The sequence below is a fragment of the Streptomyces aureus genome (assembly GCF_001418135.1).
In the GTDB taxonomy this organism is placed as follows: domain Bacteria; phylum Actinomycetota; class Actinomycetes; order Streptomycetales; family Streptomycetaceae; genus Streptomyces; species Streptomyces aureus_A.
Genome location: NZ_LIPQ01000112.1, coordinates 1 through 16,248 on the forward strand (window position 1 = coordinate 1; position 16,248 = coordinate 16,248).

Sequence of the window (16,248 nt, forward strand, 5' to 3'; positions counted from 1 at the left end):
GGTCGCGGGGGAGGGTGGGGTGGTGGTCACGGCCGGCCTCAGTTCCCGCTCTTCGAGGGGTCCTTGAGGCCGACGGTGGCGTAGTCGAGCTGGCCGCCGAAGGAGGTGTGGCCGAAGGCCCCGGCGATGTTGGTGCCGATGACGAGGGGCTTGCGCTCGACGACGACGGGCGCTGTGGGCGCCTTGGCGAGGATCGCTCCGTCGAGTTCACGCCAGGCCTTGGCGGCCCGGGTGGCGTCGGCCATCGCCGCGATCTCGTCCATGCGCTTCATCGTGGCGTCGTCGCGGAAGAGCGAGTGGTTGCCGGAGTTGCCCTTCTCCTTGATGAAGCGGCCGTCGAAGACGAACGGCAGGAACGTCGAACCGGAGGGGTAGTCGGGGCACCAGCCGGTGTAGACGAGGTCGGTGCGGTTCTTGGTGTCGCCGATCGTGTCGTAGAAGGCGGAGGGGTCGACGGTCTCGATGGTGACCTTGATCCCGGCTCGGCCGAGGGACTGCTGGACGGCCTCGCCGACGGCCTTGTCGCCGTTGGAGACGGTGATGCGGGTGGTGAAGCCGTCCGCCTTGCCGGCCTGCTTGAGCAGCTCCTTCGCCTTGGGGACGTCGCCGGTGAGGGGGATGCCGAGGGTGTCGGGCTGCTTGCCGCCGAACAGGAACCCCGGCATGAGCGCGGTGGCCGGGTCGTTGAGGGCGGGGCCGCCGGACGCGGTGAGGACGGCCTCGCGGTCCAGGGCGTACTGCACGGCCTGCCGGACCCTGACGTCGTCGAAGGGCGCGCGCCCGGTGTGCATCTGGACCATCTCGGTACAGCCGGTCGACTCGGCGAGGAGACGGGCCTTGACGTCCGGCCTGGTGAGCACCTTGGGGGTGGACTCCGGGCGGAGCTTGTCCCACGGCACGGCGGAGGCGTCGGGGCCGGTGGCGGCGATGAGCCGGTCGTCGATCTGGTTGGCCTTGAGGCCCATGGTGACGACGACCCTGTCCGGGTACGCCTTGCGCACCTGGTCGGTCTTGGGGTCCCAGTGGGTGTTGCGTACGAGCACCAGCTGCTTGTCGCGGGCGTAGGAGTCGATCTTGTACGGGCCCGAGGAGAAGGGCCGGTTGTCGTACTGGGGCCCCTTGTCCTGGGACGGAGGCACGGGCGCGAAGGTGGGCAGCGTCGCCGCGAAGGGGAACTCGGCGAAGGGCGTGCGGAGTTCGAAGACGATCGTGCGGTCGTCGGGAGTCTTCACGGAGGCGAGGTGCTTGCCGCCCGCCGGGCCCGTGTAGCCCTCGGCGCCGGCGAGGTAGCGGGCGGCGTAGTCGGGCCCGCCGGGCAGGTCGGGGGAGAAGGACCGTTCCACGTTGTGCTTGATGTCCTGGGAGGTGATGGGCGTGCCGTCCTCGTACTTCAGTCCCGGCTTGAGCGTGAAGGTCCAGGTGCGGGCGCCGTTGGAGGAGACGCCCAGGCTCTCCGCGAGGTCGGGGACCAGCTCGCCGCCCCGCGCGCCCGGTTCCGCCTTGTACGTGACGAGGGTGCGGTAGAGCAGGCGGGTGCCGAAGTCCATGTCGCCCATCACCCAGTTGCGGGCCGGGTCGAGATGGGTGAAGTCCTGGTTGGACAGCACGGTGAGCGTGCCGCCCTTCTGCGGGGTGCCGCCGAGGACCGCCCCGGTGTTGGAGGTCGCGGGGTTCCCGCCGTTCCGGTCGCCCCCGGACGTGCCTCCGCCGGAGCAGCCGGTCGCGGCGAGGGTCAGGGTCGTCACCAGGGCCGTGGCCAGGGTGCGCGTGCGCTTGTTCATGCGGGTCACTCCGGGGAAGCAGTCGGACAGCCGGAGGCGGCTGGAATGTGACCGGTAACATAGTAATGTGAAATTGTACTGACAAGGTGTCGGGTCGGCCGTTACCCATCCGTGTCCGGACGGGGGTGCCGGGGGTCGGCCGGAGTCGGCCGGAAGCTTGGGGATGTCTCGCTCAGGGTCTTGGCAGGGGGTGTGCAATGTGAAATATTACTGCTGTGCCCACGAGAGAAACCTCGGACGTCATCGTCATCGGCGCCGGCGTGGTCGGCGCAGCCTGCGCCCACTACGCGGCCCTGGCCGGCCTCTCCGTCACCGTCGTCGACCGAGGTTACGTCGCCGGCGGCACGACAGGAGCGGGCGAGGGCAACCTTCTGGTCTCCGACAAGGAACCCGGCCCCGAGCTCCAGCTCGCCCTCCTCTCCACCGCGCTGTGGACCGAACTCGCCGACAGGCTCCCGCCGGCCGTCGAGTACGAGGCCAAGGGCGGCCTGGTCGTCGCCTCCGGCGAGACGGGACTGCACGCCCTGCGGGAGTTCGCGGCCCACCAGGAGAAAGCGGGGGTCATCGCGCACGAGGTGCCCGGTGACCGGCTCCACGACCTGGAGCCCCACCTCGCACCGGACCTCACCGGCGGCTTCCACTACCCCCAGGACGCCCAGGTGATGCCCGCCCACGCCGCCGCGCAGCTCCTCCGAGCCGCCGGCGACCGGGTCCGCCTCGCGCTCGGCGAAGAGGTCACCGGCCTCCTCACCGGCGCGGACGGAGCGGTCCGCGGGGTGCGGACCGCCACCCGCGAACTCCACGCCCCGTACGTCGTGAACGCCGCGGGCACCTGGGGCGGCGCCGTCGCCGAGCTCGCCGGCGTCCACCTGCCCGTCCTGCCCCGCCGTGGCTTCGTCCTCGTCACCGAACCCCTGCCGCGCATCGTCCGCCACAAGGTGTACGCCGCCGACTACGTGGCCGACGTGGCCAGTGGCTCCGCCGCGCTCCAGACCTCGGCCGTCGTCGAGGGCACCCCCGCCGGACCCGTCCTCATCGGCGCCAGCCGCGAGCGCGTCGGTTTCGACCGGACCCTCTCCACCGAGGTCCTGCGCCGCCTCGCCGCCGGAGCCACCGCGCTGTTCCCCGTCCTCGGCACCGTACGGGCGATCCGCACCTACCTCGGCTTCCGCCCGTACCTGCCCGACCACCTGCCCGCCATCGGGCCCGACCCGCGCGTCCCCGGCCTTCTGCACGCCTGCGGCCACGAGGGCGCGGGCATCGGCCTCGCACCGGTGACGGGACAGATCGTCGCCGCCTGTATGACCGGCGCCGAACATCCCCTCGACCTTGACCCGTTCCGCCCCGAACGCTTCGACGCCACCGCACCTTGAGGCGCGCACCCACCGTCACGAGAGGAGGGCCCGTGGCCCGCACCCCCATCGGCCTCGTCGGGGCACAGCCCGATCCGCCGTTCGGCATCACCTTCGACGGCCGGCCCGTCCCCGCCCTGCCGGGCCAGACCCTCGCCGCCGCCCTGTGGGGCGCGGGCATCCTGGCCTGGCGCACCACGCGGGACGGAGGCCGTCCGCGCGGCGCGTTCTGCGGCATCGGCCAGTGCTACGACTGCCTCGCCACCGTCAACGGAGAGCCCAACCGCCGCGCCTGTCTGGTCCCGGCCCGCCCCGGCGACGCGATCACCACCCAGGAAGGGCACGGCCATGACCGCCTCGGCGTCTGAACCCGAAGACGTGGCCGGGCCTCCTTCGGCGTCCGCACCGAAGGGCTCGACACGGAGCGTCCCCGACTCCGTGCCCGACGCGGGCCGACGCCCGGGCGCGCCGCACGACCTCGTCGTCGTCGGCGCGGGCTCCGCAGGGCTCGCCGGAGCCGTCGCCGCCGCTGAACTCGGTCTATCAGTAGCCCTGTTGGACTCCTCGACCCAGCCCGGGGGGCAGTTCTACCGGCACCCCGCGCCCACCCTGGGCGCGAGACGGCCCGAGGCCCTTCACCACGACTGGTCCGCCTTCGCCGACCTGCGCCGACGCCTGCACGCGAGCGATGTCGACCACCTGACCGGACATCACGTGTGGTCCGTCGTGAAGGAGACCGACGGGACGTGGACGGCGCACGCCCTCACCGGCGCGGACGGACGCGCGGACGCGCCCGCCCGGATCCGGGCCCGCGCCCTGCTCCTCGCCACCGGCGCCTACGAGCGCCAACTGCCCTTTGCCGGATGGACCCTGCCCGGAGTCGTGGGCGCCGGGGGAGCGCAGGCCATGCTCAAGTCCGGGCTCGTGCTGCCCGGCCGGAGCATCGTCGTGGCCGGCAGCGGCCCGCTCCTCCTCGCCGTCGGCTCCTCCCTCGCCTCGGCCGGAGCACGGGTGCCGGCGGTCGTCGAGGCCGCGGGGTACCTGCGGTACGGCCGCAACCCCCGGGTGCTCGCCACCAACCCGCGCAAGGCGGTCGAGGCCCTCGTCCACACGGCCGCGCTGGCCCGTCACCGGGTGCCCGTACGGCTCCGCAGCGCGGTGACCGAGGTGCACGGCACCGACCGGGTGGAGGCCGTCACGGTGAGCCGCCTGGACCGCGACTGGCGGCCCGTACGGGGGACGGGCCGCCGGATCGCCTGCGACGCCCTCGCCGTCGGTCACGGCCTGGTGCCCCAGATCGAGCTGGCCGTGGCCGTCGGCTGCACCACCCGCGTGCTGCCCGACGGCACCCTGGGCCTGGCCCTGGACGACCTCCAGGAGAGCTCGGTGCCCGGCCTGTGGGCCGCGGGCGAGACCGGGGGCGTCGGCGGTGCCGAACTCGCCCGTACCGAGGGGGAGCTGGCGGGCCGGGCGATCGCCGCGCGGCTCCTCGGCCGTCCCGACCGGGTCGGTGCGACCGCCGGGCTCCGGCGGCGCCGGGACCGCTTGCGTGCCTTCGCCGACGTCATGTCCGCCGCGCACGCACCCGGCCCCGGCTGGACCGGGTGGCTGAGCGACGACACGGACGTGTGCCGCTGCGAGGAGGTCCCGGCGGGCAGGATCCGCGAGGCGGTCGCCGAGTGCGGCGCGCGCGACGCCCGGACCGTCAAGCTCCTCACCCGGGCCGGCATGGGGTGGTGTCAGGGCCGCGTGTGCGGGACGGCCGTGGCGTGCCTCGCGGCCACCGGAGCCACCCCTGAACCACCGTCCGAACGCCGCCCGTTCGCCGTCCCCGTACCGCTGTCGGCGCTTGCCGCGCTCGACGGGCCACCGGACCCGACTTCCGCGGTCGGCAGTCCGTCAGACCCAGGCCCCTCCTGAGACACCGCACCTGTCACAGCCGTCACACCCGTCACACCTGTCCGACCTGTCAGACCGGTCAGAGTTGACACCCCTGCCACTGCTACCACCTCCGCCACACGTCACCGAAAGGTCGTCGAGATGAACACCACCGCCTGGACCACCGAGCGCCCCTGGCGCGGCATCATGGTCGCCACCACCCTGCCGTTCAAGGAAGACCTCTCCGTCGACTACGACGCCTACGCCGAGCACGTGGCCTGGCTGATCGCCAACGGCTGCGACGGCGTCGTCCCGAACGGCTCCCTCGGCGAGTACCAGACCCTCACCGCGGACGAGCGCGCCCGGGTCGTCCGTACCGCCGTCGAGGCCGCGGGCGACGGAGCCAGGGTCATGCCGGGTGTCGCCGCCTACGGCAGCGCCGAGTCGCGCCGTTGGGCCGAGCAGGCCGCCGAGGCCGGCTGCGGCTCCGTCCTGCTGCTGCCGCCCAACGCGTACCGCGCCGACGAGCGCTCCGTCATCGCCCACTACGCGGACGTGGCAGGGGTCGGCATCCCGGTCGTCGCGTACAACAACCCCATCGACACCAAGGTCGACCTCGTCCCGAGCCTGCTGGCGAAACTGCACGCCGACGGCAGCATCGTCGCCGTGAAGGAGTTCAGCGGAGACGTCCGCAGGGGCTACGAGATCGCCGAACTCGCCCCGGAACTCGACCTGCTGATCGGCGCCGACGACGTCCTCCTGGAGCTCGCCCTGGCCGGCGCGGTGGGCTGGATCGCCGGCTACCCCAACGCCCTCCCCGCCAGCTGCGTCGAGCTGTACCAAGCCGCCGTCGCGGGCGACCTGGCGACGGCCCGGCCGCTCTACTCGTCGCTGCACTCACTGCTGCGCTGGGACTCCAAGGTCGAGTTCGTCCAGTGCATCAAGCTGTCCATGGACATCGCCGGTCGCCGCGGCGGCCCCGTCCGCCCGCCGCGCCTCCCGCTCACCGGAGCGACCGAGACCGCCGTCCGCACCGCCACCGAGAAGGCCGTCGCCGACGGTCACCGCTGACCGGACCCACCGACCGGACCCACCGACCGGACCCGCTGACCGGGCCTGCTGACCGGGCCCACCGACCGGACCGAAAGGAACTCCGCGTGCGTACGCGTCATGTCTTCCACGCAGTCGACTCCCACACCGAGGGAATGCCCACCCGGGTCATCACCGGAGGCGTCGGTGTGATCCCCGGTGCCACCATGGCCGAGCGAAGGCTCCACTTCATCGAGCACCTCGACCACCTCAGGACGCTCCTCATGTTCGAGCCGCGCGGGCACGCGGCCATGAGCGGCGCCATCCTCCAGCCGCCCACACGCCCCGACGCCGACTACGGCGTCCTCTACATCGAGGTGTCGGGCCTCCTGCCGATGTGCGGCCACGGCACCATCGGCGTCGCCACCGTCCTCGTCGAGACCGGAATGGTGCCGGTCGCCGAACCGGTCACCACCGTCCGCCTGGACACCCCGGCGGGCCTCGTCTCCGTCGACGTCCAGGTGGAGGACGGCGCGGCGAAGTCCGCCACCTTCACCAACGTGCCCGCCTTCTGCGTGGGCCTGGACCGCGCGGTGGACGTCCCCGGATTCGGCAAGGTCACCTACGACCTTGCCTTCGGCGGCAACTTCTACGCCTTCGTCCCCCTCGACGACCTCGGGCTGCCGTTCGACCGCGACCGCAAGGACGACCTCCTCGCCGCCGGACTCGCGATCATGGACGCGATCAACGCCTCCCCGGACCGCCCCGTCCACCCCACCCGCCCCGAGATCGCCGGACTCAAGCACGTCTACCTCACGGCGCCCGGCTCCGACGCCACGCACTCCCGGCACGCGATGGCCATCCACCCCGGCTGGTTCGACCGCTCCCCGTGCGGCACCGGGACCAGCGCGCGCATGGCCCAGCTCCACGCACGCGGCGAACTGCCGCTCGACCGCGACTTCGTCAACGAGTCCTTCATCGGCACCCGGTTCACCGGCCGGCTCACCGCCGGGACGGAGGTCGGCGGCCTGCCCGCCGTCGTCCCCACCGTCACCGGCCGCGCCTGGATCACCGGCACCGCCCAGTACTTCCTCGACCCGGACGACCCCTTCCCCGGAGGCTTCCTCCTGTGATCACCGACGTGACCACCCTCGTCTCGCACAACCCGGCCGACCCGACCGACGTGCTCGTCAGCCTCCCGGCCCCCGGCGCCTTCGCGGCCGCCGACGCCGTCGAGCGGGCCCGGGCCGCCCAGCCCGGCTGGCTGCGCGCCGGAGCCGCCGCACGCTCGGCCGCGCTCGGCGCCGTCGCCGCGGCCCTGGAGGCCGCGGCCGACGAGCTCACCGCCCTCGCCGTACGCGAGGTCGGCAAGCCCCGCACCGAGGCCGGGGCCGAGATCGCGCGCACCGTCGCGATCTGGCGCTACTACGCCCAGGCGCCCTTCGAGCCCACCGGCTCCGTCCACGAGACCGCGGCAGGACCCGGGCTGCTCCTGAACCGGCGCCGCCCCCACGGCGTGGCCGGGCTCGTCACGCCGTGGAACTTCCCCTTCGCCATCCCGAGCTGGAAGGCCGCCCCCGCACTCGCGGTCGGCAACACGGTCGTCCTCAAACCGGCCCCCGAGGCCACCGCATGCGCCCGGCGACTCGCCGAGATCGTCCGACAGGCCCTGCCGGACCACGTGTTCGCCGTCCTGCCGGGCGGCCCCACCGAGGGCAACGCCCTCGTCTCCGCGGCCGACGTCGTCTCCTTCACCGGCTCCACCCCCGTCGGCCGGGCCGTCGTCCGCGCGGCGACGGCGCGCGGCATCCCCGTACAGGCCGAGATGGGCGGCCTGAACGCGGCGATCGTCCTGCCCGACGCGGACATCGGGCAGGCAGCGGCCCACATCGCCGCCGCCGTCGCCGGGTTCGCGGGCCAGAAGTGCACCGCCACCAGCCGGATCATCGCGGTCGGCGCCGCCCTCGACCCCCTGCGCGAAGCCCTCTCCGAGGCCTTCCGGGCCGTCCGGGTCGGCGACCCCGCCGATCCCGCGACGGTGTGCGGTCCGCTCGTCCAGGAGAGGGCGCGCGAGCGGGTGGTCGAGGCCTGGCAGGGGCTCCCCGTCCTCGCCGGCGCCACCGTCCCCACGACACCCGGCTGGTACGCGGCCCCGACCCTGGTCGAGAGGGTCCCGCCGGGACACCGACTGCTCAACGAGGAGGTCTTCGGGCCGGTCGCCGCGCTGCTCCCCGCCGACGACCTCGCCCACGCGGTACGGATCACCAACTCCGTGCCGTACGGCCTCGTCACCTCGGTCCACACGGCCGACCTCGACGCGGCCCTGTACGGACTCGACCTCGTCGACACCGGCATGATCCGGATCAACGCCCCGTCCACCGGCGTCGACTTCCACCTGCCGTTCGGCGGGGCCAAGCAGTCCGGTCACGGCCCGCGCGAGCAGGGCAGGGCGGCCCTGGAGTTCTACACGTCCTCCCGGACGTACACCCTGGCACCCGCGGGCGCCGCGACGTGACATCGTACGGTGGTGACGCAGAACGAGCCGAAGGGATCACCACCTCCATGGGGCACCTGACCCACCGCGACCTGAACGCTTCCCGAGAGCGGCTGCGCGACCAGGTCGCCCATGCCCTGCGCGCCGCCCTGATCTCCGGCGAACTGCGGCCGGGCGTGGTGTACTCGGCCCCCACCCTGGCAGAGGACTTCGGGATCTCCGCCACACCCGTGCGTGAGGCGATGCTCGACCTGGCCCGTGAGGGGCTGGTCGAGCCCGTCCGCAACAAGGGGTTCCGGGTCACCGAGGTCGACGAACGCGACCTCGACCAGTACACCGAGATCCGTGCGCTCATCGAGATCCCGACGGTCGGCCGCGTCACCCGGTCCGCCACGCGCGAGGACCTGGAGGCGCTGCGGCCGGTGGCCGTCGAGATCGTGCGCGCCGCCCGTGAGCACGACCTCATCGGCTACCTGGAGGCGGACCGGCTCTTCCACCTCACCCTGCTCGGCCTCGCGGGCAACGAGCGCCTCGTCGAGACCGTCGGCGAGCTGCGCAAGCGGTCGCGCCTGTACGGGCTCACCGCCCTCGACGAGAGCGGCGACCTCATTCCCTCGGCGGAGGAGCATCTGGAACTGCTCGACCTGATGATCGCCGGGAACGCCGAGGGCGCGGAGGCGTGCATGACCCGGCACCTGGGCCACGTCCGTTCCCTGTGGGCCAAGAGCGAGGGACCGGCCGAAGGCTAGGCCGGGCCCGTCGGGATCATGGCCGGGCGACGGCGACGTCGGCTCCGACGGTGAGGCCGGCCGCGCGGACCGCACCATGGGCGGCGAGGGCGAGCCAGGTGCGGGCGGCATGCTTGGCTCACGTACCGAACGCTTGTCACGCACCGAGGGAGCGATGCTCACATGTTCACTCTGCCCATCGGCGATCAGGCCAGGCTCCGCCCCCTGGAGCCCTCGCGGGCACCGGAGTTCCTCGCCCACATCGACCGCGCACGGGACACCGTCGACCCCTGGATCCCCTGGGCGACATTCAGCACCGACCTGCCCTCCGCCACGGCCACCCTCCAGCGCTACGCCGACCGGCTGGCCACGGACAACGGCGGGATCTTCGGCATCTGGCTGGACGACACCCTGGTCGGCGGCGTCATGTTCACCCGCTTCGACAGCACCTCGGGCGTGTGTGAGATCGGCTGCTGGCTCGAGAAGGCGGGGGAGGGGCGGGGCCTGGTGAACCGGGCCTGCCGGACCCTGATCGACTGGGCCTTCACCGAGCGGGGGATGAGCCGGGTCGAGTGGTGGGTCGCGGCGCACAACGCCCGCAGCATCGGGGCCGCGCGCCGGCTCGGCATGACGCGTGACGGGGTGCTGCGGCGGCATTCCCCGTACCGGGGAGTGCGGCACGACATCGAGGTCTGGTCGGTCCTCTCCGAGGAATGGCCGACTGCCGGGGAGGGGTCCGCGTCCGGCGTCCAGGCCGAACTCGACCGGCTGATGGGTGTGTTCGTCGGTGCCTTCACCAACACCGGCGGCAGGCGGCCCGACCTCGACGTCATCCGCGACGTGTTCGTCCCGCAGGGCAGGATCATCGCGAACGTCGGAGCCGAACCGGTGATCTACGATCTCGACGCGTTCATCGAACCTCGCCAGAGGATGCTCACCGACGGGACCCTGACGGAGTTCTCCGAATGGGAGGTCGCCGCGCGCACCGAGATCTTCGGATCGATCGCCCACCGCTTCAGTGAGTACCGGAAGTCCGGCTACCACGACGGCGAGTGGTTCGAGGGTTCCGGCCACAAGACCACCCAGTACCTCCTGACCCCGGCGGGATGGAGGATGTCCTCGCTGGCCTGGGACGACGTGCCGGCTGCCGTCGCCGGCTGACCGTGCGGACACCGGTGAGTGGGACAGGAAGAGGAGGAGGGGGCCGGGGGCGTGGTCGAGGGCCGCGCCGGTCGCGGCCCTCGGCGGTCGCCTACGAGGGCCGGCCGCCGTACGGCACGGTGATCAGCTCCATGAGGTGACCCGCCGGGTCGACGAAGTACACGCCCTGGCCGCCGTCATGGTGGTTGATCGCGCCGGGCTGCTTCCGGTGCGGGTCGGCGTAGTGCTCGACGCCGAGCTGCCTGATCCGTGCGTACGCCGCGTCGAACTCCTCGTCGGAGACCAGGAAGGCGTAGTGCTGGGGCGTGATCCTGTCCGCCGGGATCGTGGCGAAGTCCAGAGTGACGTGGTTGCTCAGATCGACCGCGACGAACGGCCCCCACTCGGCGGTGATCTCAAGGCCCAGCAGGTTCGCGAAGAACTCCGCGGATTCCCGGTTGTCCCGGGCGTGGACGATGGTGTGGTTCAACTCGACTGACAAGGAATGCCTCCGAAGGCATCTCCCGACACCTCCGTGCCGCACCCGGGCGGTGACCGGCACGCGATGTCGCCGTAGATCCTGGACGTTGCTGTCCGTGTCGCTGTTGTCCGTCCGCTGATCTCCGTGAGGCGCTCAGACCATCTCCAAGTTTACGGCGCAGGCGAACGCCGGCATCCGCATCCACCCCTTGCCTCACCTATCGAGATTCGATAGGTTCCCATCGTAAATCGATGTAAGGGTGGGTCATGGGAAAGCTGGCAGTGCGTGCGTTGCGCGCCGTGCTCGCCGTGGTGCTTGCCGGCACCGTGTGCGTACAGGCGTTGATGGTGTGGGTGCTGGTCAGTGGGAGCGACCCTGAGGACGGGTCGCTTCCCCTGACCCCGCTGCGCGTGATCGTGATCCTGGGGATGGCGTCGGCGCAGGTCGCTCTGGTCTCTGTGTGGCGGCTGGTGGCGATGGTGCGACGCGGAACCGTGTTCTCCCACGCCGCCTTCCGGTACGTGGACCGTGTGATCGGCGCGATCGTGGCGGCCGCCGTCCTGTGGTTCGCGGTCACGGTCATCAACGCGCCGGGCCAGCGGGAGGACCCGGGCGTCACCGTCATCATGGGCGGGGTCGGCGTGGCCATTCTGGGGGTCGCGCTCATCGTCCTCGTGCTGCGGATGCTGCTCGCTCAGGCCGTCGAGCGCGATGTCGAAGCCGCGCGCATGCAGGCCGAGCTTGACGAGGTCATCTGATGCCGATCGTCGTCGACATCGACGTGATGCTGGCCAGGCGGAAGATGTCCGTCGGCGAGCTCGCCGGCCGCGTGGGGATCACGCCCGCCAACCTCGCGGTGCTCAAGAACGGCCGTGCCAAGGCGGTGCGGTTCGCGACGCTCGCAGCGCTCTGCGAGGTGCTGGAATGCCAGCCGGGCGACCTGCTGCGCTGGGAGGTCGAAGACACCACGGACGGCTGACGTCCCCAGGACGCGGCGGGGTGAGACCTCGCGGGGCGGGTGCCCCTCCTCGGAGGGCACCCGCCTCTACTCGGGCAGGGGGCGGTCGTCGATGACGTTCTTCATGACGAGGGTGGAGGTCAGGCGCTGGACCCCGGGCAGTCGGGCGAGCTGCTGGTCGTACAGCTTCTGGAACGCGACCAGGTCGGCAGTCGCGATCCGCAGGAGGTAGTCGGGCTCGCCGAAGAGGCGCTGCGCCTGAAGCACGTGCGGAACGGCGGCCACGGCCTCTTCGAAGGCCGTCACGGTGTCGGCGTCCTCCCAGCGCAGGGTGGCGAACACGAGGGCCTCGAAGTTCAGGCCGACGGCGGCAGGGTCGACGACGGCGCGGTAGCCGCGGATCGCGCCTTCGCGTTCGAGGTCGCGCAGCCGGCGGTGGCACGGCGAGACGCTGAGCTTCACGCGAGCGGCCAGCTCGGTGATGGTCAGACGGCCGTCGAGCTGCAGCTCGGTAAGAATCTTCCGGTCCAGGGCGTCCATGGGCAAGATTCTCCCTCAGTTCGCGCGATCATGGGGTAAAGACGCAAACACCTTCGGATGTATCCGGCCTAGCCTTCCCTCCAGAGCGAGAAGTGCGAGAGGGAACGATCGATGGATACGACGACGCTGGCGGCCTTCCTGGTGGTGGACCTGCTCCTGGTGTTCACCCCCGGTGCGGACTGGGCCTACGCGATCACCGCCGGTCTTCGGGAACGTTCGGTCGTCCCTGCGGTCACGGGCCTGGTCGCCGGGCACGCGGCCTACGCGCTGGTGGCCGTCGCGGGTCTTGCGGTGATCGTGGCGAGTTCCCCGGCCGCCCTCACCGCACTGACCGTGGCCGGCGCCGGCTACCTGCTGTGGCTGGGCTGGGGTGTTCTGAGGCAGCCGGCCGTACCGGAGGCCACGGGCGAGACCGCGTCGGCCTCTCGCGTACGGGTCATGCTCAAGGGGGCCGGGACCAGCGGCCTGAACCCGAAGGCACTGTTGCTGTACTTCGCGCTGTTCCCGCAGTTCATCGACACCGCCGACGGCTGGCCGGTCGCTGCGCAGACCGGTCTGCTCAGCACGATGCACCTGGCCGCGTGTGCCGTCGTCTACCTCGCCGTCGGCGTGCTTGCCCGTACGGTCCTCAGGACCCGGCCCTCGGCCGCCCGGGTCGTCACCCGCGTCAGCGGCGCCATGATGATCGCCATCGGCACGTTCCTGCTGGTGGAACGCCTGGCCGGCTGAAGGCTCCGGCCCGCTCCACCCGAGTCTTCCCGCCCACGGACCGCTCCCCGCCGCCCTCCCCGCCAGCCTGGCCGGCAAGCGAGCCGCGGTGGTACACGAGGGAACAAGACGGATCGGGCAAGCACCCTCCGGCCACTCGCCGGCCCCACCTCCTCGGAGCGTGTGATCAGCAGTGATGCCACCCGTGACCTGTGCCTGACTGGTACCCGACCTGGGCCGGCCCTCCGCCACCCGCTCCGGCCGCCTCTGCCCCCGAGGCGCTTTGTCCCCCTTATGTGGATATTCTGTCCGGTGTGATCGAGTCTGGACAGCTACGGCTACGGCTCCGCCGGCGCTATGGCCCAGGGATGTTTGTGCGGCTATCGCCGGTCATGCTGACCGTCGTGATCGCCGCACTGGCCTACAACACTCCGCCGGAGATGGCTTTCAGCCGCCTCCTGCCGGCCGCACCGGCCCTGGCCGCCGCCATGTGGCCGGTCCTGCCCACTGTCCTGCTCGGCACGGTCTGCCTGGTGCTGATGATCGGCCTCAGCCTCGTGTTCCCCGACCTCGGAACATGGTGGACGGCTGCGGGGATCATCGCCGTCACCGTCGCCGCGGCGTACGGAAGCCATGTGCGGCTCCAGCGGGAACGCACCCTCCTGCAGGTGCGTCTCGTCGCCGACGCGGCGCAGCAAGTGGTGCTCAGCCCGATGCCGCGCCGCTTCAGAAACGTCGAGATCGAGTCGCTGTACCTCGCGGCCGCGGCCGAAGCACGCATCGGCGGGGACTTCTACGAGGCCGTCGACACGCCGTACGGGGTCAGGCTGCTCATCGGTGACGTACGGGGCAAGGGTCTGCCGGCCGTGGGAGCGGCCGCCGCCATCGTCAACGCCTTCCGCGAGGCGGCCTTCAGTGAGACGGACATGGTCGGCGTCGCGCGCAGGCTCGACGCCACCTGCACCCGCTACAACGGAGCCTTTCCCCCCGAGGGGACGATGGAGCGCTTCGCCACCGCGCTGCTCGTCGAGATCCCGGACGCCGGCGGCAGGATCGACGTCCTCAACTGCGGACACCCGCCCCCGCTGATCCTGAACCGCGCGACGCTGCGCGTCGTCGAGTCGCGGACCCCCTCGCCTCTGCTCAGCCTCGCCGACCTGCTGGGCGACCACTACAACGTCGACACCTGCAGCTTCGCCCCGGGTGACCTGCTGCTCCTCTACACCGACGGAATCGCCGAGGCCCGCGATCGGCGCGGCGAGTTCTTCCCCCTGGCGGCCTGGACGCGCCGACAACCCCTGACGCCACCCCGCGAGCTTCTCAACGCGCTTCACCGCGATCTTCTCCGCTACACCCACGGGCGTCTGGACGACGACATCGCCGCCCTCGCTGTACGCCTGAGCTAGGACCTGTCCGGCCGATCTCGGACTGTGGGAGGATGCCGTCCATGACGTGCATCCGAAGGGGCCGTGCCTCGTAGAACCCCCGCTTCAATTCGGCCGCGGGAACGCGGCCGGGGTAGCCCCTGGGTGCGGTATCGCGATGTCCCAGGTCTGTCGGGAGCGGCGAATGCCGCTGTCCGTGTGCTTGAACGGGAGCGATTGTCTCCGGGAATCGTGGCGGTGGCGCTGAGCGTGTGGTCCGTGCGCGTCCACGGCACGAGGCGCCGGTGGAGACGATGGGAGGCGGAGTTCACCTGCTCCTGCTGCGGCGAGGGTTGGGCCCGGGACAAGCTGCAAGACGCTCTGTTCATGCTTCCGCCAAGGTCCGCCGGCGAACTCCGGGTGCAGGTCGAGCGCCTGGACGCGGTGCTCCTCGGGCGAACGCATCACGAACCGACGGAAGACCCGGCGTTGGCGTGGTGGCATCGCAGGTGCTGACCGTACCCATGCCGCTCACGGGGTCGTTGGCTCTGGGCGGGGGGATCTGACAGACCTGCTGCGGCGACGCTGCATCCGCCACGTCATCTCCGAGGAGAGCGACCAGGCCGGGACCGCGTACGCCAGGGCTGGGCGGGGGTCGCCCACCCGGCTTTGACAAGGAGCGGTACAGGAAGCGCAGCACCGTGGAACGGGCGATCAACAAGCTCAAGAACTACCGAACCGTGTCCGCGAGGTACGACAAGCGCGCCCGCTCTACGATCATGCCCATGTCGACTTCCATTTCCACCCTCCCGGTGCTCCGAGGCCGGGACGGGGCCATCCTGTCCGTCGAGGACATCGGACTGGTCCTCGACCTCCCGCGCGAGCAAGTCACCTTCACGCCGGACGGGTTGGGCCGGATACGCGCCGAGGGCCGCTCGGTCCTGATCGAACTGCGGGCGAAGGCGGGGGCGACGCCGCGCGTCCACCGCATCGACGACGTGGACGAGGCAGCGGCCATCGCCTTCGCCGACGGGGTCAACGCGATCCTGGCGAACCGGACGGACAGTGACGACGTCGACGGGGCCCCGTTCGCCGTGGTCCGCTCGCTCGCCCCCACCTGGCGGACGCGGTTCCACCGCCGGATCCTGCGGGGCACGCTGTGGCACCTGCTGGCGCTCGTCGTCCTCTGCGTGGTGGCCGCCTCACTCGGCATCTGGGACTTGGTGCTCCTCACGGTCCCGGCCGGCGGCTTCGCCTGGCTGGGCCTGTGGCTCGGCCTGTACGGGGTGCTCCGCGCGCGGCGGGAACGCTGGTTGTACCGGCACGGCGTCACGGTGACCGCCACCCGGGCCACGATGTCCCGCGGTGCGTACGTCTACCCGGACGCGACCGGGACGTACCGCGGCTTCCTGCACGGCGAGGCCGGCCCCACGATCACCGTGGCCCATCCCCAGGAGGACCCGGCGGACGTGCTGGTGCCGGCATCGCCGTTCACGCACCTGGTGAACACCTACGCGGGCGCCGTGCTGGTCTTCTGCTGCAGCGCCATGACCGTCCTCCACGCCGTGATGGCGGTGGATTTCCTCCTCGACGGCTGAGCACGCATGAGAGAGGCGTGGTGCCCTCGGCGTCGTTGGTCTCCGGGCAGGCCCCGGCCCGCAGCAGAGCGTGGACACGGGTGCTGTCGTCGAACGTCGCCGCCTCGACGAGGCGCTTGGACAGTTTCTTCTGCCGTCGTCTGTTCACCATCGCTCAGGCTAGCCATCAGGTGGGGAAACGTCTGGTCACAGCCGCT

General features: G+C 71.6%; 16 protein-coding genes. 13 read left to right on the forward strand and 3 right to left on the reverse strand.

Translation table 11 applies throughout. The features are described 5' to 3' along the window. Positions 1-38: 38 nt before the first annotated feature. Positions 39-1,781, reverse strand: coding sequence for an ABC transporter substrate-binding protein (locus tag AOK00_RS11685; protein ID WP_055600246.1), 1,743 nt, complete (start codon positions 1,779-1,781; stop codon positions 39-41). 215 nt (positions 1,782-1,996) lie between these two features. Between AOK00_RS11685 and AOK00_RS11690 the strand changes: the two genes are divergently transcribed. The 8 genes from AOK00_RS11690 (at position 1,997) to AOK00_RS11725 (ending at position 10,423) form a co-directional block, all read left to right on the forward strand. Next, entirely contained in the window at positions 1,997-3,154 is a 1,158-nt protein-coding gene (locus tag AOK00_RS11690) for an NAD(P)/FAD-dependent oxidoreductase (protein WP_055600247.1), read from the forward strand. Positions 3,155-3,186: 32 nt separating this feature from the next. Continuing rightward, positions 3,187-3,501 carry a (2Fe-2S)-binding protein gene (locus tag AOK00_RS11695; protein WP_055600248.1) on the forward strand — a complete coding sequence of 105 codons (315 nt, stop codon included), beginning with the start codon at positions 3,187-3,189 and terminating at the stop codon, positions 3,499-3,501. Beyond that, positions 3,482-5,053, forward strand: a complete 1,572-nt coding sequence (locus AOK00_RS11700; RefSeq protein ID WP_079041950.1) for an NAD(P)/FAD-dependent oxidoreductase — start codon at positions 3,482-3,484, stop codon at positions 5,051-5,053. Before AOK00_RS11695 ends, AOK00_RS11700 begins: the two co-directional genes overlap by 20 nt. Positions 5,054-5,173: 120 nt before the next feature. Then, positions 5,174-6,082, forward strand: coding sequence for a dihydrodipicolinate synthase family protein (locus tag AOK00_RS11705; protein WP_055600249.1), 909 nt, complete (start codon positions 5,174-5,176; stop codon positions 6,080-6,082). Between the two features lie 86 nt (positions 6,083-6,168). Continuing rightward, complete coding sequence (locus AOK00_RS11710) at positions 6,169-7,173, forward strand: proline racemase family protein (protein WP_055600250.1); 1,005 nt, start codon at positions 6,169-6,171, stop codon at positions 7,171-7,173. Continuing rightward, the gene (locus AOK00_RS11715) at positions 7,170-8,555 is read left to right on the forward strand and encodes an aldehyde dehydrogenase family protein (RefSeq protein ID WP_107097365.1); all 1,386 of its coding nucleotides are present in this window, start codon (positions 7,170-7,172) and stop codon (positions 8,553-8,555) included. Before AOK00_RS11710 ends, AOK00_RS11715 begins: the two co-directional genes overlap by 4 nt. 47 nt (positions 8,556-8,602) lie before the next feature. Continuing rightward, complete coding sequence (locus AOK00_RS11720) at positions 8,603-9,283, forward strand: GntR family transcriptional regulator (protein WP_055600251.1); 681 nt, start codon at positions 8,603-8,605, stop codon at positions 9,281-9,283. A gap of 162 nt (positions 9,284-9,445) precedes the next feature. Next, positions 9,446-10,423, forward strand: coding sequence for a GNAT family N-acetyltransferase (locus AOK00_RS11725; RefSeq protein ID WP_055600252.1), 978 nt, complete (start codon positions 9,446-9,448; stop codon positions 10,421-10,423). Between the two features lie 91 nt (positions 10,424-10,514). Here AOK00_RS11725 and AOK00_RS11730 read toward each other — a convergent pair whose 3' ends face one another. After that, positions 10,515-10,904 carry a VOC family protein gene (locus AOK00_RS11730; protein ID WP_055600253.1) on the reverse strand — a complete coding sequence of 130 codons (390 nt, stop codon included), beginning with the start codon at positions 10,902-10,904 and terminating at the stop codon, positions 10,515-10,517. Positions 10,905-11,149: 245 nt separating this feature from the next. On the opposite strand from AOK00_RS11730, the gene AOK00_RS11735 reads away from it, so the two are divergent. Both AOK00_RS11735 and AOK00_RS11740 read left to right on the forward strand, forming a co-directional pair. After that, entirely contained in the window at positions 11,150-11,641 is a 492-nt protein-coding gene (locus AOK00_RS11735) for a DUF2975 domain-containing protein (RefSeq protein WP_055600254.1), read from the forward strand. Further along, positions 11,641-11,862: a helix-turn-helix domain-containing protein gene (locus AOK00_RS11740; protein WP_055600255.1), complete on the forward strand. Its 222-nt coding sequence runs from the start codon at positions 11,641-11,643 to the stop codon at positions 11,860-11,862. The genes AOK00_RS11735 and AOK00_RS11740 overlap by 1 nt, the downstream gene beginning before the upstream one ends. Before the next feature lie 66 nt (positions 11,863-11,928). Here the strand turns inward: AOK00_RS11740 and AOK00_RS11745 are convergent, their stop codons facing one another. Continuing rightward, positions 11,929-12,381 carry an Lrp/AsnC family transcriptional regulator gene (locus AOK00_RS11745; protein WP_030319132.1) on the reverse strand — a complete coding sequence of 151 codons (453 nt, stop codon included), beginning with the start codon at positions 12,379-12,381 and terminating at the stop codon, positions 11,929-11,931. Between the two features lie 111 nt (positions 12,382-12,492). Between AOK00_RS11745 and AOK00_RS11750 the strand changes: the two genes are divergently transcribed. The 3 genes from AOK00_RS11750 to AOK00_RS11765 all read left to right on the forward strand — a co-directional run bounded on the left by AOK00_RS11750 (position 12,493) and on the right by AOK00_RS11765 (position 16,051). Continuing rightward, positions 12,493-13,110 carry a LysE family translocator gene (locus AOK00_RS11750; protein WP_055600256.1) on the forward strand — a complete coding sequence of 206 codons (618 nt, stop codon included), beginning with the start codon at positions 12,493-12,495 and terminating at the stop codon, positions 13,108-13,110. A gap of 347 nt (positions 13,111-13,457) precedes the next feature. Next, on the forward strand, positions 13,458-14,495 hold the full coding sequence (locus AOK00_RS11755) for a PP2C family protein-serine/threonine phosphatase (RefSeq protein WP_055600257.1): 1,038 nt from the start codon (positions 13,458-13,460) through the stop codon (positions 14,493-14,495). Positions 14,496-15,238: 743 nt separating this feature from the next. Beyond that, positions 15,239-16,051: a hypothetical protein gene (locus AOK00_RS11765; RefSeq protein WP_159041740.1), complete on the forward strand. Its 813-nt coding sequence runs from the start codon at positions 15,239-15,241 to the stop codon at positions 16,049-16,051. Positions 16,052-16,248: the final 197 nt, after the last annotated feature.